Source organism: Enterococcus sp. AMC1623 (assembly GCF_058216495.1).
Window position 1 is genome coordinate 647,220 of the sequence record NZ_CM177096.1, and the last position, 23,987, is coordinate 671,206.

27 protein-coding genes and 1 pseudogene are annotated in these 23,987 nt (G+C 34.3%); 21 read left to right on the forward strand and 7 right to left on the reverse strand.

The annotated features are described in order from the left end of the window. Nucleotides 1-44: 44 nt before the first annotated feature. Together AC4BC7_RS03235 and fghA are read left to right on the forward strand one after the other, a co-directional pair. The gene (locus tag AC4BC7_RS03235) at nt 45-1,160 is read left to right on the forward strand and encodes an S-(hydroxymethyl)glutathione dehydrogenase/class III alcohol dehydrogenase (protein WP_207940493.1); all 1,116 of its coding nucleotides are present in this window, start codon (nt 45-47) and stop codon (nt 1,158-1,160) included. A 4-nt stretch (nt 1,161-1,164) separates the two neighbouring features. After that, nucleotides 1,165-2,001, forward strand: coding sequence for an S-formylglutathione hydrolase (gene fghA, locus AC4BC7_RS03240; RefSeq protein ID WP_490503820.1), 837 nt, complete (start codon nt 1,165-1,167; stop codon nt 1,999-2,001). A gap of 139 nt (nt 2,002-2,140) precedes the next feature. Here the strand turns inward: fghA and AC4BC7_RS03245 are convergent, their stop codons facing one another. Both AC4BC7_RS03245 and AC4BC7_RS03250 read right to left on the reverse strand, forming a co-directional pair. After that, nucleotides 2,141-2,632 carry a YajQ family cyclic di-GMP-binding protein gene (locus AC4BC7_RS03245; protein WP_207940494.1) on the reverse strand — a complete coding sequence of 164 codons (492 nt, stop codon included), beginning with the start codon at nt 2,630-2,632 and terminating at the stop codon, nt 2,141-2,143. A 103-nt stretch (nt 2,633-2,735) separates the two neighbouring features. Beyond that, nucleotides 2,736-3,899 (reverse strand): annotated as a pseudogene (locus AC4BC7_RS03250) (DUF4950 domain-containing protein). A 151-nt stretch (nt 3,900-4,050) separates the two neighbouring features. Between AC4BC7_RS03250 and AC4BC7_RS03255 the strand changes: the two are divergent. The 13 genes from AC4BC7_RS03255 to AC4BC7_RS03315 all read left to right on the forward strand — a co-directional run bounded on the left by AC4BC7_RS03255 (nt 4,051) and on the right by AC4BC7_RS03315 (nt 15,012). Continuing rightward, nucleotides 4,051-4,386 carry a metal-sulfur cluster assembly factor gene (locus AC4BC7_RS03255; RefSeq protein WP_207940495.1) on the forward strand — a complete coding sequence of 112 codons (336 nt, stop codon included), beginning with the start codon at nt 4,051-4,053 and terminating at the stop codon, nt 4,384-4,386. Between the two features lie 195 nt (nt 4,387-4,581). Further along, nucleotides 4,582-5,556 carry a tyrosine-type recombinase/integrase gene (locus tag AC4BC7_RS03260; protein ID WP_490503821.1) on the forward strand — a complete coding sequence of 325 codons (975 nt, stop codon included), beginning with the start codon at nt 4,582-4,584 and terminating at the stop codon, nt 5,554-5,556. 25 nt (nt 5,557-5,581) lie between these two features. Further along, nucleotides 5,582-5,725 (forward strand): hypothetical protein, encoded by a 144-nt coding sequence (locus AC4BC7_RS03265; RefSeq protein WP_490503822.1) that lies wholly within the window; start codon nt 5,582-5,584, stop codon nt 5,723-5,725. 1,425 nt (nt 5,726-7,150) lie between these two features. Continuing rightward, nucleotides 7,151-8,026, forward strand: coding sequence for a hypothetical protein (locus AC4BC7_RS03270; protein ID WP_490503823.1), 876 nt, complete (start codon nt 7,151-7,153; stop codon nt 8,024-8,026). Between the two features lie 52 nt (nt 8,027-8,078). After that, nucleotides 8,079-8,279: a hypothetical protein gene (locus AC4BC7_RS03275; protein WP_490503824.1), complete on the forward strand. Its 201-nt coding sequence runs from the start codon at nt 8,079-8,081 to the stop codon at nt 8,277-8,279. Nucleotides 8,280-9,133: 854 nt separating this feature from the next. Next, nucleotides 9,134-9,547 carry a hypothetical protein gene (locus tag AC4BC7_RS03280; protein ID WP_490503825.1) on the forward strand — a complete coding sequence of 138 codons (414 nt, stop codon included), beginning with the start codon at nt 9,134-9,136 and terminating at the stop codon, nt 9,545-9,547. Between the two features lie 16 nt (nt 9,548-9,563). Beyond that, entirely contained in the window at nt 9,564-9,767 is a 204-nt protein-coding gene (locus AC4BC7_RS03285) for a hypothetical protein (protein ID WP_490503827.1), read from the forward strand. Then, a complete protein-coding gene (locus AC4BC7_RS03290) occupies nt 9,764-10,234 on the forward strand; it encodes a hypothetical protein (protein ID WP_490503828.1) in 471 nt (156 codons plus the stop codon). The genes AC4BC7_RS03285 and AC4BC7_RS03290 overlap by 4 nt, the downstream gene beginning before the upstream one ends. Nucleotides 10,235-10,256: 22 nt before the next feature. Then, on the forward strand, nt 10,257-10,622 hold the full coding sequence (locus AC4BC7_RS03295) for a hypothetical protein (protein ID WP_490503829.1): 366 nt from the start codon (nt 10,257-10,259) through the stop codon (nt 10,620-10,622). A 99-nt stretch (nt 10,623-10,721) separates the two neighbouring features. Further along, the gene (locus AC4BC7_RS03300) at nt 10,722-11,429 is read left to right on the forward strand and encodes a hypothetical protein (RefSeq protein ID WP_490503830.1); all 708 of its coding nucleotides are present in this window, start codon (nt 10,722-10,724) and stop codon (nt 11,427-11,429) included. Further along, on the forward strand, nt 11,426-11,866 hold the full coding sequence (locus AC4BC7_RS03305) for a hypothetical protein (protein ID WP_490503831.1): 441 nt from the start codon (nt 11,426-11,428) through the stop codon (nt 11,864-11,866). The genes AC4BC7_RS03300 and AC4BC7_RS03305 overlap by 4 nt, the downstream gene beginning before the upstream one ends. A gap of 116 nt (nt 11,867-11,982) precedes the next feature. Beyond that, nucleotides 11,983-12,300 (forward strand): hypothetical protein, encoded by a 318-nt coding sequence (locus AC4BC7_RS03310; protein WP_490503832.1) that lies wholly within the window; start codon nt 11,983-11,985, stop codon nt 12,298-12,300. A gap of 117 nt (nt 12,301-12,417) precedes the next feature. Next, nucleotides 12,418-15,012 (forward strand): phage tail protein, encoded by a 2,595-nt coding sequence (locus tag AC4BC7_RS03315; RefSeq protein ID WP_490503834.1) that lies wholly within the window; start codon nt 12,418-12,420, stop codon nt 15,010-15,012. A 900-nt stretch (nt 15,013-15,912) separates the two neighbouring features. Here AC4BC7_RS03315 and AC4BC7_RS03320 read toward each other — a convergent pair. Beyond that, the gene (locus AC4BC7_RS03320; protein ID WP_490503835.1) at nt 15,913-16,215 is read right to left on the reverse strand and encodes a helix-turn-helix domain-containing protein; all 303 of its coding nucleotides are present in this window, start codon (nt 16,213-16,215) and stop codon (nt 15,913-15,915) included. Between the two features lie 292 nt (nt 16,216-16,507). Here AC4BC7_RS03320 and AC4BC7_RS03325 point away from each other — a divergent pair, with 292 nt between their 5' ends. From AC4BC7_RS03325 to AC4BC7_RS03335, 3 genes are all read left to right on the forward strand, one after another. Next, entirely contained in the window at nt 16,508-17,152 is a 645-nt protein-coding gene (locus AC4BC7_RS03325; protein ID WP_490503836.1) for a hypothetical protein, read from the forward strand. 627 nt (nt 17,153-17,779) lie between these two features. Further along, complete coding sequence (locus AC4BC7_RS03330) at nt 17,780-18,184, forward strand: hypothetical protein (protein WP_490503837.1); 405 nt, start codon at nt 17,780-17,782, stop codon at nt 18,182-18,184. A gap of 49 nt (nt 18,185-18,233) precedes the next feature. Next, nucleotides 18,234-18,542, forward strand: coding sequence for a hypothetical protein (locus AC4BC7_RS03335; RefSeq protein ID WP_207940497.1), 309 nt, complete (start codon nt 18,234-18,236; stop codon nt 18,540-18,542). A gap of 160 nt (nt 18,543-18,702) precedes the next feature. Here AC4BC7_RS03335 and AC4BC7_RS03340 read toward each other — a convergent pair whose 3' ends face one another. The 4 genes from AC4BC7_RS03340 to AC4BC7_RS03355 all read right to left on the reverse strand — a co-directional run bounded on the left by AC4BC7_RS03340 (nt 18,703) and on the right by AC4BC7_RS03355 (nt 20,980). Beyond that, nucleotides 18,703-19,320: a Type 1 glutamine amidotransferase-like domain-containing protein gene (locus AC4BC7_RS03340; RefSeq protein WP_207940498.1), complete on the reverse strand. Its 618-nt coding sequence runs from the start codon at nt 19,318-19,320 to the stop codon at nt 18,703-18,705. A 66-nt stretch (nt 19,321-19,386) separates the two neighbouring features. Next, nucleotides 19,387-19,848: a GNAT family N-acetyltransferase gene (locus AC4BC7_RS03345; RefSeq protein ID WP_490503838.1), complete on the reverse strand. Its 462-nt coding sequence runs from the start codon at nt 19,846-19,848 to the stop codon at nt 19,387-19,389. Nucleotides 19,849-20,090: 242 nt separating this feature from the next. Further along, nucleotides 20,091-20,501, reverse strand: a complete 411-nt coding sequence (locus tag AC4BC7_RS03350; protein ID WP_490504407.1) for an AbiH family protein — start codon at nt 20,499-20,501, stop codon at nt 20,091-20,093. Continuing rightward, nucleotides 20,429-20,980, reverse strand: a complete 552-nt coding sequence (locus AC4BC7_RS03355) for a hypothetical protein (RefSeq protein ID WP_490503839.1) — start codon at nt 20,978-20,980, stop codon at nt 20,429-20,431. Before AC4BC7_RS03355 ends, AC4BC7_RS03350 begins: the two co-directional genes overlap by 73 nt. A gap of 765 nt (nt 20,981-21,745) precedes the next feature. Between AC4BC7_RS03355 and AC4BC7_RS03360 the strand changes: the two genes are divergently transcribed. The 3 genes from AC4BC7_RS03360 to AC4BC7_RS03370 all read left to right on the forward strand — a co-directional run bounded on the left by AC4BC7_RS03360 (nt 21,746) and on the right by AC4BC7_RS03370 (nt 23,920). Then, nucleotides 21,746-22,339: a hypothetical protein gene (locus AC4BC7_RS03360; RefSeq protein WP_490503840.1), complete on the forward strand. Its 594-nt coding sequence runs from the start codon at nt 21,746-21,748 to the stop codon at nt 22,337-22,339. Nucleotides 22,340-22,466: 127 nt separating this feature from the next. Next, complete coding sequence (locus AC4BC7_RS03365; RefSeq protein ID WP_490503841.1) at nt 22,467-23,402, forward strand: dihydroorotate oxidase; 936 nt, start codon at nt 22,467-22,469, stop codon at nt 23,400-23,402. 11 nt (nt 23,403-23,413) lie between these two features. After that, the gene (locus tag AC4BC7_RS03370) at nt 23,414-23,920 is read left to right on the forward strand and encodes a GNAT family N-acetyltransferase (RefSeq protein WP_207940502.1); all 507 of its coding nucleotides are present in this window, start codon (nt 23,414-23,416) and stop codon (nt 23,918-23,920) included. Nucleotides 23,921-23,987: the final 67 nt, after the last annotated feature.

The following is a 23,987-nucleotide window of genomic DNA, read 5'->3' on the forward strand; positions in this document are numbered from 1 at the left end:
GTATACTATTAATTGTAAACATTAACTTGAAAGAAGGAATGAAGATGAAAAGTAAAGCAGCTGTTGCGTTTGCACCAGGAAAACCTTTAGAAATAGTTGAAATTGACGTGGAAGAACCAAAAGCTAAGGAAGTGATGGTGAAGATTTTATATACTTCAGTTTGCCACACGGATGCTTTTACCTTATCTGGAGATGATCCAGAAGGCGTTTTTCCAGCCGTTTTAGGACATGAAGGAGCAGGCGTAGTAGTCGCTGTAGGTGATGAAGTAACTTCTGTAAAACCTGGCGATCATGTTATTCCATTATACACAGCTGAATGTGGTGAATGTAAATTCTGTAAGTCAGGTAAAACAAATCTGTGCTCTGCTGTACGTGAAACTCAAGGAAAAGGTCTGATGCCTGATGGGACGACACGTTTTTCATATAATGGCGAACCCATTTATCATTACATGGGAACAAGTACATTCAGTGAATACACTGTTGTAAATGAAATTAATGTGGTAAAAATTGATGAAGAAGCACCTTTAGATAAAGTGGCTTTATTTGGATGTGGTGTCACAACTGGATTAGGCGCTGTTAAAAATACAGCAAAAGTAGAAGAAGGTGCTGTTGCAGCAGTATTTGGATTAGGTGCAATTGGATTAGCTGTTATTCAAGGATTGAAAAAAGCCAATGCTCAACGAATCATTGCGATTGACTTGAATCCCGAAAAATGGGAACTAGCTAAAAAAATGGGCGCGACAGATTTTGTTAATCCCAAAGATTATGACCGTCCGATTCAAGATGTATTGATTGAGATGACTGATGGAGGAGTCGATTATAGTTTTGAATGTATTGGCAATGTTCATGTGATGCGTTCGGCATTGGAAGCATGTCACAAAGGCTGGGGCGAAAGTATTATTATTGGTGTTGCTGGTGCTGGACAGGAAATTAGCACACGTCCATTTCAATTAGTAACTGGTCGTGTTTGGCGTGGCTCTGCATTTGGTGGTGTAAAAGGTCGTAGCGAACTACCAACAATGGTCAAAGAATTTATGAATGGCGAAATTGATTTGGAATCATTTATTTCTGGACATTTAGATTTCACTGAAATTAATAAAGCATTTGATTTATTACATGAAGGAGAATCAATTCGTACAATTTTAACTTATGGAGAGTGAGTCTATGACGATTCAAACAGTGGAAACACATAAGATTTTTAATGGAGATCAAACGAAATACCGCCACTTCTCAAATAGATTGAATTGCGAAATGGTCTTTAGTGTATTTTTACCTCAAGTAGCTGATAATCAGCAAATTCCAATTGTTTGGTGGTTATCTGGTTTAACCTGTACCGACGATAATTTTAGTCAAAAAGGACAATTTCAACAATATGCAGATCAATACAAGGTTGCAGTTGCTATTCCAGACACTTCGCCTCGAGGGGAAGCTGTTGCAGACGATGATAACTGGGATTTAGGACAAGGAGCGAGTTTCTATCTCAATGCTACGCAAAAACCTTGGCAGACGCATTATCAAATGTATGACTATTTAACCAAAGAATTACCATCAATTGTTTATGACTTAGTACCGAATTTTTCTGGACGTGAAAGTATTATGGGACATTCAATGGGAGGTCATGGAGCTTTAATCCTTGGATTGAAGAATCCCCAACGCTTTGCTGCGATTTCAGCATTTGCACCGATTAGCAATCCGCTAAATACACCATGGGGTAACAAAGCTTTTACAGCGTATTTAGGTACCGATAAAAAAGAATGGGAGAATTGGGACGCAACGGCATTAATCGCTAACGGCGATGTTGTGCCACCCATTTATATTACTCAAGGAACTGCAGATAATTTTTACGAAGAACAATTAAATGAGCAAGCTTTTTTAGAAGCAACAGAAAAGAGAAAAGTGAATGTTCGTTATCAAAAAGTTGATGGATACGACCATAGTTACTTTACGATTGCGACATTTATTGGTGAGCATTTTGCTTTTCATCAAAAACACTTAAAGTAATCTAATAGCTAACACAGGTCTTTGACATAATGCAGTATACAAGTAAAATATCCGAACTAGAAGGTGATTGCTGAAGTAGCATTTCTCACTTTCTATGGTTCGGATATTTTTGTTTTGACTGCTATCGTGGTCTAAATGTTTATCTGTAATTGGTAAATTGAAGCTCAATTGGTAAATCTAATTTGCGTAATAATTGAATAACTTCTTGCAAATCGTCACGACTTTTTCCGGTAACACGAATTTGATCGTCTTGAATTTGAGCTTTTACTTTTAATTTCGCATTTTTAATTGCTGTAGTTACTTTTTTGGCATTTTCTTTATCAATCCCACTAATTAGTTCAGCATGTTGACGTGATTTTGCTCCTAGTGCGTGTTCTGTTTCTGAAAAGTGGATATTTTTAATAGGTACGCCACGTTTGACTAACTTTCCTAACAAAACATCTTTAATTTGTTCTAACTTAAAATCATCGTCGCCTACGATAGTCAATTTTTGATTATCAAACGTAATATCTACAGTTGCCCCTTTAAAATCAAAGCGATTTTTCAATTCTTTCAATGTCATTTGAATCGCATTTTTAACTTCTTCCATATTCATTTCTGAGACTACATCAAAACTAGCATCTTTTGCCATTATTTTCCTCCTTATAAACTGGATTAATAGTTCATAACTATTATCTATAATTATATCAATTTTTTGGTAATTCTGTAATAGATGTTTAGATTTTTATAGTTGTTTATTGCCAACTACATTCGCCAGTATCAGCATATACTGTAATCACGCCAATTGCCATAGAATTCATTCCATTCCCACCATTTTGTCTGACACGAATTGAATAATAAGGTCTGCCCGAAGCATCGGCCATTACTCCTGCATCGTCACTAAATGTGTAATTATCAAATTGTGAACTATCACCGCCATCAGCCATAAAACTTTTGGCGCTTTCGATTGCTTCAAAAGAATTAGCGGGTGCATCAGAGGAAGTAACATTTTCTGAATGTACGTGTTCTTGTTCCTCTATAAGAGCTTGATCTTCAGCTGCTTTTTTAGCTCGGAATTCGTCTAGAGTGTAATTGCCTAGGTAGATATATGTTGCTCCTTCAATCGTTAGGGTGCCATCGGTTTCTAAAATTAGATCCGTTGTATTTTCCTTTTCATGGATGAGACTCATCATGGATTTACCATCTGGTGTAGTACTAAAAGAATAGCTTGGGTAAGAAGGAGTACCCCCATCAATCCCGCCAGTAGTAAAGGAACCGTCAGCGGCAATAAAAAATAAAGTGTCTGATTAAGGCAGTCCCCAACCACCAATGAAATCAGCTAATGTGACTTGAACAGAACGTGTTTCTTCTGACGTGAATAGCGTACTGTTGGAAGTAGTTTCTTCTGTGAGTTCCGATTCAGTTGAGACAGAAGTAGAGCGACTAGCAGACGAAATAGAGCTAGTCTCTGTGGTACCCTTTTCGGTTTTTGCATAAGGTTTGAGTAGTAAGGTTTCAGAGCTAGCGTCTTTTTTAGGTGTAAATACAATATTCTTATCTTCTCTGGTTACTGTAAATTCCGTATTATTGCTCTCATCTTCAATATCTTGTATAGTCATGACATTATTTTTTAAGGTATATTCTAATTTGAAGTCCAAATTATCTATTAAATTTTTTGCAAATTCCTCACCCAAAGCTTCCCATTCATTTTCCGCACTGGATGCTAGACCACCACTGTCTATTTTTATAGTCATCACATGATTAGAAAAAGACGCAATCATATTGGGTTCCTCTTGATTAGCTGATTCTATGAGCCAATCATTCGCTTTTAAATCTTCTGTGGTTACTTTTTTAGTACAACCTACTAAAAAGATTAGTAATATTGCTACCAACAAATTACTTTTAACTACTTTTTTCATTTTTAGACTCCATTCTTGAAATAATATTTTAGTATTACAATGTTTATTATATCATCATTTAATATTGAATTCCCTCAAGGATAAGTTCATTTATTTACAAATACCAAGAAACACGGTATTATTTCTATAGAATCAACAGGGGGGATGTAAGATGAGCGAACTAAGAACAGAGCAAGAAATTGAAGAAATTAAAGACCGCATTCTAACTGCCTTAGAAACAGTTATTGACCCAGAATTAGGAATCGATATTGTCAATTTAGGCTTAATATATGAAATCGAATTTGATGGTGAAACTGGCGAAGCTATTATCAAAATGACTTTAACAACCATGGGCTGCCCATTAGCAGACGTATTGACTGAGAATATTCATGACGCATTAGAAGATGTACCTGAAGTGCAAAAAATCGAAGTCAAATTGGTTTGGTATCCAGCATGGACGACGGATAAGATGAGTCGGTATGCACGGATTGCTTTGGGGATTCGTTAGGGTTGAGATAAATGATTTTTTCCAGTGTTTACAGGAGGTTAGACAGATAATTCTAGCAGTAAATAGCTGTTTTATCTGGTATCCTTCAGCCTATATCAGCCACTATAAAGTTTACGGGTACGTAAGTATTTAACAGTATATTTCAATAAACTATAGAGCCACTTTTTAGCAGTAATTGCTGAAAGGTGGTTTTTTGTGTACTCAGAATTAACGGAATTACTTGAGGAAATGGAACTTACAGATAAAGCAAGAGGTCTTTCCTCTAAGACAATTAACAAGAATACTAAGAATTTAAAAATGTTTTTCAGGTATCTGAAAGAAACTTACAGTATAGAGACACTTGCTAAAGTTAAAACAATTCATATTCGTAAGTTTTTAGTCTTTAAGTATGAACAAGGTAGCGCAGAGTCCTATGTAAATGTATTTCTAAGAAGTATCAGAGCTTTCTTTGTATTTTGTGAAGGTGAAGAGTTCATTCAGCATGTTAATAATCCTTGTCTACGCGTGAAATGGATGAAAGAGCCGCAGAAACTTATTCGCGCATGGTCAAATGAGGATGTGAAGAAGATGATTCAATACACCACACAGGATGCAACAAATTGGAGAAAGAAAGTTAAGTATTCACAGGGAGTAGCTTCTCTGTTTGTGGCAGAGAGAAACAAACTGATGGTAATGTTGCTTGCTGATACTGGTTTGAGAATTTCTGAACTAAGAAAATTAACAGATGCAACTTTTGGGCGTGATGTAATTCTTGTTTTAGATGCCAAAGGAAAAAAGCAGCGTGCAGTTTTTACGTCACCAATTGTTTATAAACAGAAATTAAGATACGACAGAGTAAAACAAAAGTATTTCTCTATTAGGGACACTGTTAAGCGGTCTGATTATGTGTTTCTCACGCGTTTAGGGGGACAATATTCTAATGATATGGCAGAAAGACAAATTAGAGCTATAGGGATTGCAGCAGGCTGTGATCCAACTATTAGAATGAGTCCCCACACATTCAGGCACTACTTCACGCAGTCAATGCTTGCCAATGGTACAGATTTGTATACGTTGCAACGCCTGCTAGGGCATTCATCAATCAAAACAACGGAACATTATCTGAAAAGTATGCTATCAGAGCAGATTATTGAAGAAGGACTGAACAGAAGTCCTTTAATGAACCTTTAATTTTACAGAAAGGAAAGTGAATCTAATGAAAACATCATTCAAGGATAAGGATGCCAATGAACCTAAATGGCAACAAAAGCGCTACAGCAATCTTTTAACAAGTTTGAAAGGTTTGGAGTTATCTGAAGAAGAAAAAGCCACTTTACTAAGGTTATGTACTTTTGCTTAACCGTTATTAATAATATTCTGTCAATTATTCAAAAGGTTCAAGATGTTTGATCGCAATAAAAAAAACTCCTTCACTGAGGTAACAGTGAAGGAGTCATAGGAGTTATCTAACTAAATAAACTAGCAGAAACCCTGTTCAACACAAGTATTATAGCATCTAAAGTGCTGTTAATCAAGGATTATGTTAGTAAGCTGTCTTTCAAGGAAGTTTCGCAGCTTTGACCAACAGAAACAGAGGTCTGACTCTGACCGCTACAGAAAAAAAGAGTATGCCTGTTGTGGATTGCAGTATTACAGGTAGAAGTGAGTGGTGATTGCTACCACCTGCAGAAAAGGCAAGGGAGGAATCTGTGTGTGAGGCATGAACTGCTTGCTGTGTAATTGTAGTATTTTTTTAAGTTTAACTACCAGAAAAAACTGGGTTATATGATAACCAACAAAACAAACTTTACAGCAAGGGTCTAAAGGGTACAGTGATAGCTAAGTCATGTTTAAGTTTATACCAAAATAAGAAAGCCTATTTAGGTTGTTTGGTAAAAATTTCAGTCTTTGTAGGGTGAAGAATGCCCAAAACCTTGTGAAACAAGGTTAAACAACTCCTGATAGTTGGGTTTAAGGTGGAGACTGTACTCAAGTAAGCGCTATACAACAATAATCTAAAGTGATACCATAATACTAAAGAGTTTATTTGAGGTAGGTGCTTAATGTGTCAAAGAAGAAAAGGAAAGTAAAGAAGTTGTATTTCAGTTTGAATCTAGTGAACCATTTTCTGAGAATTACATTCATTAAGTATTACTCTTTTTCTACACTAAAGTTACTGTGTTTTTGTTGATATATCTGTTTTAGATGTATTTACCTTAAAGCAAGTTTTGTTCCTATTTATCCACTAAGCAACAGGGGATTTCTGAGCTTAAATTTAATTCTGTGCCACAAGACTTACCTAAGACAGTGACACACAGTTAAAGCTTCTTCATTTACACTTGAAACACTGATTAGTACAGATGTTCATGGCTGTTATAGTTTGTTGGTTATAACAGTTTAGATGGTCTGTTATAGTGTGTACTCAGCAGGAAGGCAGATATGTAGAATAATGGCATCAATTTCTACAATCAATTTTAAGGGCTGTTTTAAGCTGTATACACTGTGTTTACAGAGTTGAAGTTCATTGGCATACATTAACACTAGAAAGGCTTTTAAAGCTGTAATACAGCGTAATACAGCTTAACTGAGAGAAATCATGCGTATCCTGTTGAATAGGCGCAACAGAACTAAGAAAATTAACAGATTATCAAAGGAGACTTCACATAATTTCCTGTGAGTCTTTTTTTATTTTCTGCTTTTGCTGAAAATGAACATATTACTGCCTAAACAGCAATTACATATATATATACAGATAATTTAATTCAAGAAAGAAAGGATGGCTGTTATGACATTGTATGAAGTAGGTAAAATTTATCACAGTATCAATACTAATCCAGAAACGGGGGAAATACTAGAGGTTATTCCATGGATAAAGCGCAGAGAATTAGAGTTTTATGAGAACAAAGCAGTTCAATATGCTGTAAGAGCAGATAAGCGTTCATTTTTCAATGTGAAATTGGAAGCGTGGACTCAGTTAAAAGGAATACAAAATAGAACCCTTGGATATGCTATAGTTTTATCTTTATATATGCACTATGACAATGTAATCTATCCACGAAAACACTCAAAAGTTCCAATTAGTGAGGAAGAACTTTACTCACTTTTAGAAATCAGTAGTTCGACAGCTAGAAGAGTCTTGAAGGACTTGAAACAGCATGGCTTACTTGAATCAGTGGTTATTACTGTTAAGGGAAAAGAGTATCCAGCAATGAAAATGAGTGAAGAGTTCTTTTATAGAGGGAAGCACTCAGAAAATGGTGAAGAAAAGACTATCAAAACATTTAATGACACCATTCAAGAGCTTTATTTTGAACATGGAGCAAGTGGAGTGGCTTTCATTGCTAAATTATTGCCCTATATTGACAAGATTTCTAATTTAATTGTGCGAAATCCATTTAGAAATCCCAATATTGAACCTCCAATAAATTTAAGAGTCGTAGATATAGCAGAGGTAACCAATCTATCAGTAAAACAAGCATCAAAGCATTTACGTGAACTAAGATATGGGGATATTTCAGCCTTCTCCAGAATCAGGGCAGGGAATAATGTGATGTTTAGATTGAACCCTGAAATTGCTACTAAAGTAGCTGGCATCACATCAGAAGCTGTTCTTGCTGAATTTATTTCACAGGAGAACAGAGAAGAAGAATTTGCAGCGTAATGCTGCTTTTTTTCTTTGAATTAGAATGGCAGTTCAAAACAGGTGGAACTTTTTGAAACTGAAAATGCTTATATACCAATATCCACCCTTAAAACAGGTAGAACTTTTTGAAAAAGCAATAATTGCTGTAAGGCTTGATATGACAAGGATTATAGCAAAATTGATTGCGTTAAAGTATCTATTATTCTATCAAAAGACTGAAGGGCATATAGCTGCTAAAGCAGCTGTGGCTTACAGCCACTGGTCATATTAAAAAACTATATATACTTTTTTTAATGAACAACAGTGTATATAAATAATACTGTCATTGCAGAATATGCTGTTATTACTCCTGTTACTGTTACTGTTTAATTAGAATTATTTATTACTGTTAAAAAAACAAGTAGCAGGACAATGCTACAGTTGCTTTAGCAACTATTAGTTCTTTTAACAGCAATAAACAGTCTCTAATGTTAAATACTTTTACTTAGTTATTGTTAAATTCTTTTACTCTAAGATATTGTTTATATCTTTATATCTTTTATTTATTTATATAACAGTATACTTAGAGTCAAACATTTTTACTTTAGCTCCCTCAAATGCAACTCTTTCTCTCTGTCTAAACAGCTATCACTTTTCTATTGAGTATCTTCCTGTAAATTTATTCAATTCCATTGTTACTCTTTTTCTACAGTCACTTACTGTAAATAATCAGACATCAAACAGTTTAGGATGTATTTACCTTATTCAAACAGTAGAGTCTGTTTTTCTACAGTCACTTACTGTGATTCTGAGCTTAGAATTGATTCTGGAATATTTCTGAGTGTGGCTGAGTGGGATGAGTGGCGCAGGAAGTCTTTATAAACAGTAATACAGTAATAACAGTAATATATAGAATTACAGTTACAGTACATTTTTACTCTATGACCTTCAGCATTTAACTCTGCATTTATTGGAGCAGGACAGCCTATATTAACGCTGTTCTTAATGCAATAAATTAAAAAGTTCAAATAAAAAGATAAAAAAGTTGAAAAAAAGATAAAAAAGTTTAAAAAAAGCTAATATTTTGTTTATGTACCCTGTCTAATACCTAGAGAAAAAGAAGTAAAGACAGAGAGGGAAGTTGCATTGAAGAAATTTAGTTTTGGTCTAACTGATTATGAAAATTATCAAGAAGCAAATACTGCATTAAATAATTATCTGTATTCTGAAATTTGGCGAACCAAGCTGGAGGATTTACCAAGACAATCTACGATGATCAAGTTCACAGAAAAAGTAACAGAGGATTTCTTTAAAAAATTTGGCAGATTTCCAAGCCCTGGGAATCTGGAAATGATGGCAGATGTTTGCATGATTCACTACATGAAAAGCATGAAAGCAAATAAGAAGAAAGAGACAAACAGCTTTCTTTCACCACGTCAATTTGTTAGTAGGGGTCGCGTTGAATTTGCTTCAAGAGGAGTTATTCTTGATATAAAATCTTACGACAGAATCCACGGCAACGCCAGACCAAAATTCACACAGGAACTAAAGGATGTCTAGGAAGGAGACAGCAAAAATGAATGTTAGAGAAGAGTTTTTTAGAAGTATAATTCAAAGAAAACCTACTTCTAAGGATTGTGCTAAAGAGTTTTTGCATTTACGTGAGACTTATGGAAACATGATGACCAGACAATTGTATTGTCTAATTAAAGGCATTTCACAGCCAGCATTATTGAAAGCCTTAAAGGAACTAGAAAGAGAGCAAGGGGAAAACAAATGAACACAAATAACACAGAAAACAACACTAAACAGCGTGGCTACGGTAGTAACGCTTTTCACAATATTAAGAGCTTTTTTGAAGATAAGCTTGCTTCAGAAGAAGCAGAGAAGAATTTACGACAGTCACTTAAAGAGGGAGTAACGGAACATCCTATGGCAGCGGCAAGACAGTTTACAGATGAAAAAAGAGGGCAAGTTACTGGAGGTTCAAGTAATTCTTTATATGCTACTGTGTCCACACCAGAGTTCAAAATTTTCTTAGAAGAAGCTGAGAAGCACTGGGAAGAAATAGCAAAAGCCACGCAAACAGAAATATATATCAACTCACATGCAGAGCTTAATTATAGCCTTGCGCAAAGAAAACTAGCAGAAGTTGCGGAAGCGAAAAAAATCATTGAAGAATTTGAAGCACCTACACATGTTACCTATTTTGCTGATGACTTGAAACAGCAATTTCAAAAACTATAAAAACAGATGGAGTGATTAGAACTTGAGTTTTTCTGCACAACAAAAATTATCAGAAGGCTTTGCCCTCAGAGAAGAAGCCACCAAAACACTAGAAACAGGAATTAAAGACTACTACAGCCAGATTGTTTCAGCCCCATTGGATATGGTCTTATCTGTTTTGAATGAAGAATCCACTCCTATTATTTCACATTATGAGTTTTCTAGAGCTATAGGAGAAGCAGAACTTCGCGCATCTGTAATTGAGGATGACATTGAACGGAGAAGAAAGTTAAGTGAAGCTTCACAAGCTTTAGAACTATTGGAAGATAAATCTGAGAAGTTTCCAGCTTCTTTAGCTGGATTTTATCAAGAATTTATTGAAAATGAAGTAAATGCAACGCTTAACTAGCTGATATTCTAAGGAATTTACACACTTGAGCAAGTTCTGCAAAGATAATTTACAGAACTTTAAGCTCTCAACATAGCAACTAGACATAGGGGGACACTAATGTTTGATAAATTAAGAAAAAAACAGCATCCAAGCTTATCTGAAATTATTGATATTGATGAGTTAAAGCCAGATGTTGACACAGTAACGCGTGCTAAAAAGCGACTAGCAAGTATGGAAGCGACAGAAGCTAAGTATATTCAACGAAAAAATGAACTAGAAGCAGAACTGAATGAAGCCTTGGCTGCAGTAGAAGTTCAAGTATTTGGATTTGGCTTTGATGGAATTGTTGCGGAACTCAGTAAAGCCTTTGACGCGAAACCTAAGAGAGCAGTGACTACTATTAAAAGTGAACTCTCCTTACTAGAAAAATGGTATAGAGGGAAGCTAGGCGCTGATATTACAACACTTGTTTCAGAAGACATTGAACCATTGATTACAGACCAACGCAAGAAGCTTGTTTATATTGAAACTACTTATGAGACTAAAACAAATACTCATGAGATTGACAGTTTTGTTCCTGTTGTTCATGGTGAGCTGGGTGAGTTAATTCAACGCACAAAAGCGCTAGGTAACCACGTCACAGCCACTGATAGCTATATCAGGACAGATAGAAATAACCCAGTCTTTAGAGACTGTGCAGGCAAATATTTTGGCTACCCTACTCCCACAGAAGATGAAAAATTTTGTTATTATGCTGGTGGTGCTTCTGCTTACATGGGAACATCTTGGAATACACTTCCACAAAGAAATAAGGTGGCATTATGAGTAATCCAATTGTAAAGTTTTCGACTTCAGGAAGTCTTACTGAGTTAGACCAGAAAATCATTGATGAAGTTTTGGCGCAAGAGTACACCAACAAGACCAATCAAGAAATTGCAGATGGGCTTGGCATTTCACAGTCAACTTTCTACAGGAAGAAAAGAGAGCCTGCAATTCAAAAAGCTATTGTTAAGCACAGCAAGGATAATGCTCTTTTACTTATGCCTGTAGCTGTTGCTGAAGCGAAAAAAATGCTTACAGATGATTCAACTTCAGCGACAGCTAAAACTAAATTAATCCAATTGATCTTCACAGCTACAGGCGTCACAAAGGCAGAAATGACTGGTAATGATGCTAGGAACTACTTCAAAGAGGAAACTGAGACTTCTATTGAAGACTTAATGGAAAGTTATGGAATTAAACAGAAAGATAAAACTGCTTGATTCCAGCACATAGTTATATGTTAGACATGTATTGCAGCTGTTATTGAGTGAATCAGTAGCAGCTGCAATAAGTCTCTAAGAGAGAGAGAGAGCAAAAAAGAAAGGTGGTGGACTAAATGCGGTACAAAGATAAATGCGTATACATTAATGAAGAATATGTTCCCATTGGTTACAGCGTGGGTAGCGTGCTTTCAATGGTTAAACTTGGTTTTATTGATTCTGTAACACATTTTCATGAGATAGACCCTTACAGTTTAAACAGATTGGAATTGTATTTCTTGATTACGGCAGGTCTTTGGCATTATGATTCTGAATTAAAAGTGAATGAAGTTTCACATTTATTGGAGGATGTGCCAATTAAGAAGATGCAACGCGCTGTTAAAGCAGCATTAGACATTTTAAAAGAGCCACCACGTAAAACAGAATTACGATAATTAGGGCAGCCGTAGGGCTGTTCTTTTTTTGTATATAAATATATAGGAAGTGAGAATATAGCAGTTTCAGAAATAAAATTTAAAATAAGTGCTGACCTGAGTGAATTCAAGAGCAGCATGGCTGAAACGCAAGCAACAATTAAAGGTGTTTCAGGTGAAATGAACAAGTCTACAAAGTCAACGGGAGGACTTGTTAGTAAAATTGGTAAGTTTGTGGGAACTGTGGGAGGTTTCAAAGCAGTTAATGCTGCCATTACTATGGTAACTGGCTCTATTGGTGCTGCTGTTAAAAGAGTGGATACACTGAACAACAGTGACAGGGTATTCAGTAATATGGGTTTCAGTGCAAAAGAAACAAAAGCAGCAATGGATAACCTGAATAAAAGCATCACAGGATTACCAACGCCCTTAGATGAAGCAGTGCAAGGAGTGCAATTAATAGCCAGTAGCACAGGTGATTTAGGAAAGTCTGAGAAGATTTTCAGTTCATTGAATAATGGCATCTTGGGCTTTGGTGGCACAACTGCCCAAGTCCAGAATGCTGTTGTTCAGTTGAGCCAAGCTTTCAGTAATGGAAAAATTGATGGCGCCACGTGGAACAGCATGATAAATAGTGGACTGGGTCCCGCGTTGAATGCCTTAGGAAAGCAGATGGGAATAACAACGGGTGAGCTAAAAGACGGACTTTCTTCTGGAAGTATCTCCGTAGAAAAGTTTCAAGATGCCCTAATTGACTTAAATGTAAACGGTGGAGGTGGCTTAAAATCCCTTCAGCAGATTGCCAGAGATTCCACTGATGGAATTGGAACAGGTTTATCAAATATGAGAACTGCTGTTGTGCGTGGTGTGGCTTCAATTATTTCAGCAGTAGATGAAGCTCTTAAAAGTTTGAACCTAGGTTCTATAGGGACTATCATTAGCAAAGTTGGTTCAATTTTTGAGGGGGTACTGAAAGGAATTGCAGATAAAATGCTGACTGTAGTTGTTCCAGCGTTAGAGAAGTTTAGTTCATGGATTAATAACAATAAATCTGTTGTAGAAGCTTTTGGCGCAGTTGTGATTGCACTGGGTACTGGTTTTGCAGTATTTAAAATAATCACAACAGCTGTAACAGCATTCAATACATTGAAGACTGCATTAATTGCTGTAAAAGGCGCTATGGCTGCTTTTAATGCTGTCATGTTAGCCAATCCAATTGCTTTAGTAATTGCTGTTGTTGCTGGTCTTATCGCTGGAATTGTATACCTTTGGAAAACAAATGAAGGTTTTAGAACAGCAATCATCAGTATCTGGGAAAGTATAAAACAAGCGTTTGTTTCAACTAAAGAATCAGTTCTATCTGCTTGGGATAATGTAATTATTTTCTTTAATGGACTGTGGGAGTCTATTAAAGGTGGCGTAAACATTGCATTAACCTCTTTAATGCAATCATGGGAAGCTTTCAAGTCATTTCTTGCCACTACTTGGAATTTAATTACAGCTGTTGCTTCCACTGCATGGACAAGTTTCAGTAGCATCATAATGGGAATAGTCCAGCCTTTCATTTCAGTTTTAATGAACAGCTGGGATAACGCTAAAAATGGACTATCTACTATTTGGGATGGTATTAAACAGATAGCTTCAGCCACATGGGAACTAGTTAAGAATGTAATTCTAGCACCTATATTGTTACTCATAGACTTGATTACAGGTGATTTCAAGTCATTGAAGACTCACCTTTCACAAATATGGAACAATATTAAATCAGCAGCTAGCTCTATTTGGAATGGAATTAAATCAGTTATAACAGGTGTCGTAACAGTCATAAAAGCTTTTGTATCTGCACAGTTTGGGATGTTAAAAACAGCGTTATCCAATGTTTGGAATGGAATTAAACAGATAGCTTCATCAGTATGGAATGGCATTAAGTCATCTATAAGTTCCATTGTTTCTGCTACTGTAAATACCATTAAAAATACTTGGAACAATTTTAAATCCTTCATATCAAACCTTTTTTCTAGTATTAAAAATGCTTCTTCAAATGCTTGGAATAGTGTGAAGTCCACAACTCTTTCAATTGTATCTAGCATGGTGAATGGTGCTAAAAATGCTTGGAATATGTTAACAAGTAGCGTTAGAAATACAGTCAACACTGTGAGAAATGTGTTCACTAGTTTAAGAAGCATAAATCTGTTTGGGATAGGCAAGAATATCATTCAAGGTCTTGTCAATGGTATTCGCAACATGGTTGGGGCAGTTGGGCGTGCAATAAGTGATGTTGCTTCTAATATTAAAGGTAAAATTAAAGGTGCGCTAGGCATTCACAGCCCTTCCAGATGGATGCGTGACATGATTGGTAAAAATATGATGCTTGGTTGGGAAATAGGTATTGACAAAGAGGGAGACAGCCCACTAGATGCGGCAACTGAAGTTGCTGATAACATTAAGAAAGCAGTAATGGCTGGAAGTATCTTCAGTGCAGGCGCTAACTTTGCTACAGCAACAGCGTTACCTTCATCAAATAATATCCATCCTACGTTAGGAAACTTCAGTTCACTTATGATAGACAAAGAAGAAGAAGCTGGTGCTTCAGCAGCCAGCAATGATATTAATATAACTGTTCAATCTATGGTAGTACGCAAGGAAAGTGACATCAGAAAAATTGGTCAAGAGTTGGTACGTGAAGCAGACAGAAGAGCTGGGTCAAAAGGGAAGAGAAGGTGGGATGATTAATCTATGACAGTTAAATGTGACACTCTGTCATCCTCTGATTATATTTTTCTTACGCACTCTTTGAAGTCATTTTGAAAGTCAAATACGCTGTGAATACTGTTGTATAAAGGTTTTTAGAGGTATTCTGTTATAGAGAGAATACAGTGATAGTTCTGCAAGAGTCAAGGAACGCCTTGCCTTGTATGGCACTAAAAATAATTTAATACAGTTACTTTTCATGGTTATTTCATGTTATTTAACTAGAAGAACTTTGGTCTGTAATGCAGAATTAATGCATTACAGACCTATTCTTTTTTATCTTCAGTATGCATTTTTTAAGTAAGAATATTCAGTTTACATAATCATGATTATATCAAGTTAATTATTCTTAGTTGTTTATAAATCAGCATTTTGCTGTTGTTTCAATGTATTTATGTAGTTTATGTAAACTATATACTGATACTTGATAATGTATATTTAATAAAATAACGTTTTTAGAATTTAATATCAAAAATTTAGTGAATAATTGACAGTCAAATGTATAAGATTATTTTACATGATTAATGAGAAGAACAGTCATTCTTATATCCTAAGTAGTGGAAGCTTAGGGCAGTAGCTGTTATTTGAACTCAAAAAAGAAGACACCCCACCCACAGGGGGACACCCCTTGATTTTGATGCGCCCTTAGCTGTTGAAAAAAATACATAGTAAAAAATAACTCAGGAGTATTAACTGTTGCTTACAGAATCAGCAGTTAATACTGCTCTTTCTGATGTTACATAGGAATTAAACTGACAGTAAGTGTGCCATAGACGCATTCTAAGCACATTTCAGAGTATTTAAAAGGTAATTGCCTATGAAGAATGGCTGTAGTGACTCTGTTCTAAAGTTGAAACAACTTTGAACCTTATTTACAGCTATCTATTCTGAAGCATTTTCAATACAGTTGTTAATGAATGACTGAAGTTCTGTTAGTTCATTTTTAGATAAGCTGATAAGCCACTGTTTAACGGAGTCCATTTCTGAAGATGGATCAGCCACAAGATAAGTAACAGGTACGTTGTACAACTTTGCCAATGCTTCTATTTTGTCTAGTGGTGGGAGCAGTCTTCCAGACTCATAACTTGCAAGGGTTCTTACATTTATTTGAAGTTGTTCAGCTGCTTTCTTTTGAGTCATTGAAGCATTTACTCTGGCTTGTTTGAATTTATTAATGGTATTCATAACTCTCACCTCATTTTTATATTGACATGGTCTTAAAGACCATTTATACTCAAGTGTAAATATGGTCTTAAAAACCATTTTTGTGTAAAATAAAATAGACAGAGCGGCAACTCTGTCTAAGTGGAAAAAGTTAAACTATATCTTTGTTTACTCAATCTGTTAACAAGTTTAGCTTTTTCTGCAGAGATATGCAAGTAAAAATGTACAATATTTCGCATAAAAATATATGCAATATACTGTGTATAAATGTTTACATGTATGACGTATAAAGCAAGCAGAAGGAGAGAAAAACATGACTAACAGCATTACGGAAATCAAACTAAATGAAATGGTGGCAAAATATCAAGCAGGCGATACAAGTATATTTACAGAAATATTTAAACACTTTGCAGCAGAAAGAAGAATAAATGAAATTTACTTACGCAAAAGTTTGCCTTCAGCAATTACTCAGAGTGACATCATAGCAATGATGGATGACTCTCTTTTATTGGCAGTTGAGAATTACTGTGAAGGCAGTGCATCGTTCAGGACATACTATAGAGCAATTTTAGAGAACAATAGACTCTCTGCAATCAGGTTTTCACTGAGCAAAAAGCGTGACTGTAACATTCAACTTGTAACTACTATCATGAATGACTTTGGAACACAAGAAGACATCCTGTGGAATAAAGAAGATTTATCAGCTAGTGAAGAAATGCTTCAAGCTGAAGGCAGTGAAATTCTTTTCTTACTACAGGAATATGGAAAGCAGAGTAGTAAGAAAGCACTCAACGCAACGCTTATTGCACATGAAACCTTGCATTTTATTTCATCTAAAGAAAAATATAATAGCATAAGAAACATCACTGGTTTAACTGCTTCAGACACTGCCCTAAGACTGAAGTGTAAGAGAGCAAAAGAAGATTTCCGCAAATTTGTAGAAGGTCAAGCAGTATGATGAATGAGAGCAAGAAAACTATCAGAATAAGTAAGACAGAGTACCAACTAAGAAAAGCCCTTGTTTACATTGTTTACTATAGTGTAATCTGTGCCATCTGGTTGCCAATCATTTACTTTGTTTTAAGCTTACCAGAAATTTTAGTTAACTTTATATATGGTTAAACTATGGAACATTGACTTTTTCCAGAGTGAATAAGCAAGGGGGTTCTGTTATTTTATTGTTGCTTCACAGCTTGCATAATAGTGGGGCTACTGTTGTAACGGATACCTACTAAATTTTTTAGGATACGTATGGAATTATCTGCACTCCTCCATTGCTTTAAAAAGAGGTTACTGTTATAATTCTTGGTAAATAGCTAAAAAGTGCTATAGTTTATTGAAATATACACGGCGTTAAATTCCCTTCAGCATGGACGACTGATAAAATGAGTCGTTATGCACGGATTGCTTTGGGGATTCGTTAGGGTTGGTATAATAAGGTTTGTGGACGATTTGGAGCCGAAAACTTTTAAGAAAATATCACATTCTATCAGTAATCCCAATGAATTAAAATAACATTGTTTAATAAGATTCTTTTATAAATCACAACTTTAAATTTATTGGTTTATAAGGGGGTCTTATTTTTTTGTACAAAATTGATATTTTTACAGCTTTAAAGGAGCTAGAACTATCTGAAAAATCAAGAGGACTGACACAAGGGACAATTAAAAGAAATCAAGGTTTTGTAGGGCGATTTTTAAAACATACTTATAGCAACTTTAACATTAATTATGTAGATGAAATCCAGCCGAATCATGTTAAAAGCTTCCTTGTCTATGTTTTTGAACAAGGAAATAAAGCGGCATATGTCAATACTTACAGAAAGGCAATCAGCGCCTATTTTAACTATATTGAAGGAGAAGAATACATCCAATATTACAAAAAGCCTATGTTAAGAGTTCCCAAAATGAAAGAACCAGAAGTATTAGTTTTTGCATGGTCGGATGACGATATCAAAAAAATAAAATCAAAGCAACTCGCTGGAATATGAGCAAAACGAGAGGAAAAGAAAACTATTTGTTGATGAAGGTATTCTTTTGATGATTATGCTTTTAGCTGATACGGGCATCCGCTTGGCGGAGTTACGGAATTTACGAGATGATAATTTTAGCAAAAACTCTATTTTATCAAAAACGGTAAGGGCGGAAAGGACAGAGTTGTTTTTTGTATCCCCTATTATTTTAAAACAAAAATTAAAATACGACAGAGCAAAAAGTAATTATTTTGAAGAATGGAATGAATATCAACAAAGCAATTTTGTTTTCCTTGGACAAAGGGGCAAGAAACTAAGCGCTGATATGGTGGTGCAACGGGATACAAGGCGACTATGGAAACTACGCAAGCAATGAACCGAATACGATACGGTTGTCCTGTTGTTCTATCAAACAACTTGAATCTGAAAAAAATTTTTTTCTACGGCTATTTTTGATTCTATTGTAGTTCCAACTGAACAATTAAATGATACCCTTATTGAATGAGTACCATTTAGTTGTTCAGTTACCTTTTTAATTAAACTGTTTTAACAATTCGCTTATGATTGCCTTCAACAATAATCCCTTCATTATTCTTAATAAAGCAGAAGTTTAATTGTTCTTTATATTGTTTTTCTATGTCTATAGTCACTTCACTAAATGGAATATCTTTGTAGTGTGGTAGTGTATAAAAATCAACTACATTTAGCCCCGAAAAAGAATTTAGACTTGAGGCCTTTTTAGGATCATCCATTGTTCTTACATATTCAATTGTTTCAGAAAGAACAATTGCTCCAGCAGATTCACCAATATAAATCTTTCCTTTTTGTATTTCTTCAATGATAACTTGATCCGCACCAGATTTCTTTAATTCCTGTAGTAGAAAGAAACTATTCCCACCTGTGACATAAATACAATCGTTTTCTTGTAACTTCTTCTTGATTTCTCCTAGTTTGGCAGTAGATACGTCTAGGTGATCCACTATTAATCCCATCTTTTCTAAAGCTTTTTGACCAGATTCAACATAAAAGGTTACCTTTTCTACGTTGCTAGCTGTAGGAATAAACGTAACTGTCTTTTCTACCAAATCTCTATTAAATGAACGTAACTCGGTAGAAACTTCTTCAAATGAGGATACTAAAAATAAATTTTTCATAAATACTTCCTTTCTTTTTTTATTCTTCTATAGCCTAGCATTCAAAGGTGCCAATTCATGACACCTTTAAGACAAATCTTTACTTAAACAAACTGAATCTGCCATGTCAGTATATGGAGGAAAGTTATCAATCTCTCGATAGTTCATTGATTTATACATGTTCACTGCTGCTCGATTGTTTTTACCAGTCTCTAAAATAAGTCGGTTAAATCCATCTTTTCTCACTTGCTTCTCAAGTTCGAACAACATAATTTTCGATAAGCCTTTCCCACGATATTTTTCACTAACAAAAACTCTCTTCACTTCAACTGTATTCGCTGCATATTTTTTAAATGCAGCGCATCCAATGGCAATTTCTTTATCATACAATACAAAGGCTTTAGTTATATTTGATAGTTCATTAAATGAGGCATACTTATTTCTTTCTTCTTCCGGTCGATCAGCGCTAATCCCATTTAAATTTTCATCCAGCACTTTAGTTAGTTTGATAAAATCCAAATTCGCTGCATCTGTAATTAATATTTCCATTTGAGTACCTCCAAAATTATAAATAGTTTTGTGACACCAACTATCTCTATATTTGATTCTATAAAGCAGTCATAAACTAATATTTGTTCAAAAATAATACAAAAAAACTAAACCGCAAGTTCTGTTATTATTAAACGTTGTTCTAATAAAAGTTTATGAATCAAGTTTTCGCCATGATTATCATTATCTAATGTTATAGCATATTCTTTTAACATATTAGTTACAAGTTCAGATTGTTGCAATTATAATTTTTCACGGGTCATTCTTTCATAAGGCTTGTAGTAGAAAATTAAAGTCACAGAGGAAGAATATATACCATAATAATCAAAAATAGATTGAAAATATGAATAATCCAAACTACTCAAGGAATGACCAAAGAATTTAATACAATCTATTTTATCTTTGTTAGGCAATATCGTCTCTTTCCTATTTTTATGATTATTAGAAATCATTTGCCTAAAAGTTTTGGTGTACTTATATGCATAATCATTAAAATCAATATTTTTTTGATCAATTCCAAAAATTATATCGTGATTTTTTAAACTACCATGAACATTTTCAATTCTTTGATTTTTGTCATTTACAGGAATAGACGTATAATTAAAAGTGAGAATGCTTGCTTGTTTATTATTAAATGAATGATATTGCGTAATAAGTTCACTTGTTTATCAATATATGAAGTTCCGTTACTAATAACATTGTTATCTAAATATACATTGAAATCTTTTTCAAGCTGTTTTAATTCATTTAAAAGAAATTCTTCATTAGTTTTATCAGCGTATCTTTCTTTTGGAAAATATTTCTTTGCAATAGCCATAGCAAGTTTTATCATTCCTGCAGCTGTTATCTCGTTCATGTGAGTGGTCGGTGATAGTTTAGTTAATCTAAAATTAGTATGGTCAGAACTCATCATAGTTATAATTGAATCTACATTATCTAAAGGAACCAGAAAATCATGTATTCTCTGTTCTATTAAATGCCATTCGCTTGCATTGGTTAATTTAGAATAGAAAAATACTATATCCCAAAAAGTTAAGTCACTTATATTATTATCAAGTATAGAGGTAGCTTCAAAAATAGGATTTAGATCAAAGGAATTTTCTACTAGAGTACAAGGGCTATTAATATACAATAAATTATGGCTATATAAATGTTCAAATGTACGTCGTATAGAATCAAGTGATTGCTCAGTGGTAAAATCAATTCTATCTGAATAAAAATCTCCATAACTAGATTTCAGATCACATGATAAATCAAAACCATTTCCTAAAATAATTAAATCTTCTTTAATGCATTAAGACACTTCCTAACTAATTATTTAGTATTACAACTATGATATGCATAAACCATAAAAAATACTAGTTTTTCTTTGTTATTTTTTTGGGTTCAGATTAAAGAAAATAATCGTATTATCAGTATTATGTGTTGGTTTAAAAACGATCAAATAGTATACTTATGATATTAAAATGTTGATTTATAGAAGTTTCTAAAATGTAAAATAACAAAAAATAATTCCCTTCAGCCTGGACAACCGATAAGATGAGCCGTTATGCACGAATTGCGTTGGGGATTCGTTAGGGTTGGTATAAATGATTTTTTATAATTAGAATATCAATGAAGTTGTTATTAAAAGTGTACCACAATTAAAGAACCGTTTTCTTTGGATTAAGCCATAAAATCTAAAGGAGGAGGTTCTTTTTCTATGCTTAAAAGACTTTTATGTAAATTGGAACCATAGAATGATACTCATAAATATGATGGTTAAGAAAATACATATAGATTTTTATACAATACATGAGATATGTCTAAATTATAAATGTAATAGATTTTCTTAACTTATGGGAAAGTATATACTGTATACACATTAAAAACAGATATATGAGAAAGGAAATATTAGTTGGGTTCTAGGCAGAAGAAAATCAGAGGTTGGAAAAGAAGGAAACGAGCTGTTGTATATTGGAAAAACAGAAATTTACATTTAGATAAAGAAAACCTGAAACTTGATGCTAGAGATTATGTTAAAGTCTGGATTTATCCTTTTTATTCTGTCAATCAGTATTCTTTGCCAAGTTGGTATAAAAAATTAATCATCGATTGTTTAATACAGATATATGATTGTTGGCAGAAAGAACTAGACTCATTAAATAAACATTATTACTTGAAAATTTGGGTATTTGAAAAAGGATTTATGCAGTCACAAGTTGTTGTTGCGGTGGATCAATTTGTCCATCCTTATGATAATTCTTTTGAAGGATTAAGCAAGATTGAAAAACTACCATTCAAGTTACAGACTGAAAAGAGTAAAGAATTTGAATGGAAACAAGGTTTTATGGTATCTACTTTTACCGAAAAAGAGCTGAGGAACTGTTTGAAAGAAAATAGTTATTCTCAAAAAGAAATCAATGAAATTAAAAAAAATGCGTATCTAATAAAAGAAGATCATAATGACAAAATCTATTTTATAAAAAGTGAAACTGTTTGGATAAATTAAAAATAAATCTATAATTTTTTTCGTATATTATTATGAAAAAATAAAATGGGATTACTCACTAGCTATTGCTTTTGTACCAACAAAAAGCTACACTAATGAGAGAAAAAGAAAGGGGAATAAATATACGATGTTACAAACAAACTTTGTTGATTATAATTTTGAAAATCCGTTGATGAATGCGTCAGGTATTCATTGTATGACAGTTGAAGAATTGGATGAATTAGCTCATTCTACTGCGGGTGCTTTTATTACTAAAAGTTCAACACTACAATTACGCGAAGGAAATCCTTCTCCACGTTATTATGATGTTCCATTAGGCAGTATCAATTCTATGGGGTTGCCTAATTTAGGCTTACAATATTATTTAGACTACGCAATAGATCGTCAAGATAGATTTGATACACCAATATTCTTTTCAATTGCTGGAATGAGTGTTACTGAAAATATTGAGATGTTAGAAATCATCCAAGCAAGTGATTTTAATGGCATAACAGAATTGAACCTCTCTTGTCCAAATGTACCAGGCAAACCACAAGTAGCATACGATTTCCCATTAACAGAAGAAATTTTAACAAAAGTTTTTTCTTTCTTCACAAAACCTTTAGGGGTAAAATTACCGCCATATTTTGATTTGGCCCATTTTGATGAAATGGCGACAATTTTAAATAAGTTTCCTCTAACTTATGTTAATTCAATTAATTCTATTGGAAATGGTTTATATATAGATACAGAAAATGAATCAGTAGTGATTAAACCTAAAGATGGTTTTGGAGGAATTGGTGGAGAGTATGTTAAACCAACTGCTTTAGCAAATGTGCGTGCTTTTTATACACGCTTAAATCCAAGTATTAAAATTATTGGTACTGGTGGGATTCGTACAGGTCAAGATGCATTTGAACATTTGTTGTGTGGTGCAACAATGTTACAAATTGGTACTGAATTGCATAAAGAAGGACCAGCAATTTTTGATCGAATTACTAAAGAACTAGAAGAAATTATGCAAGCAAAAGGATATACAACCATCGATGAATTTCGAGGTAAGTTAAAATCTATTACTGACTAAGAGGCAAATGAATGAAATTTAGACAGGCAACGTTAGAAGATCTTCCTGCGTTAATGGAAATTGTTCAAGATGCCATCCAAATTCTTTGCCAGCAAGGCTCTCCTCAATGGCAAAATGGCTATGGACCCAATGAAGAAAAATTGCGCAATGATATTGAAGCAAAGGTAATGTTTGTTTTAGAAGACGTATCTATTTTAGCCATGGGAGCTTTAATTCCAGGTGTTGATCCAGTTTACACTGCGATTCAAGATGGTCAGTGGGAAGGCCATGCTTCTTACCTCTCCATCCATCGTATCGCTGTAGCTAAACAGTCATCCGGAAAAGGCTTAGCAAAGTCATTGCTGATCCACTTAGTCAATGAGGGACATAAGCAAGGAGTTCGTGATGTGCGAATTGACACACATGAGTTAAACATTGGCATGCAGAGAGCAATTTTAGCAACTGGTTTTCATTATCGAGGAATTGTTTATTTCCCTATTCCAGATGGAAAAAGATACGCATATCAAAAATTGGGATAAAAAAGATAGGAAAATCCCTGATTGGGGATATTTCCTTTTCTTTTTACGTACTTATTAGTGAAACGCT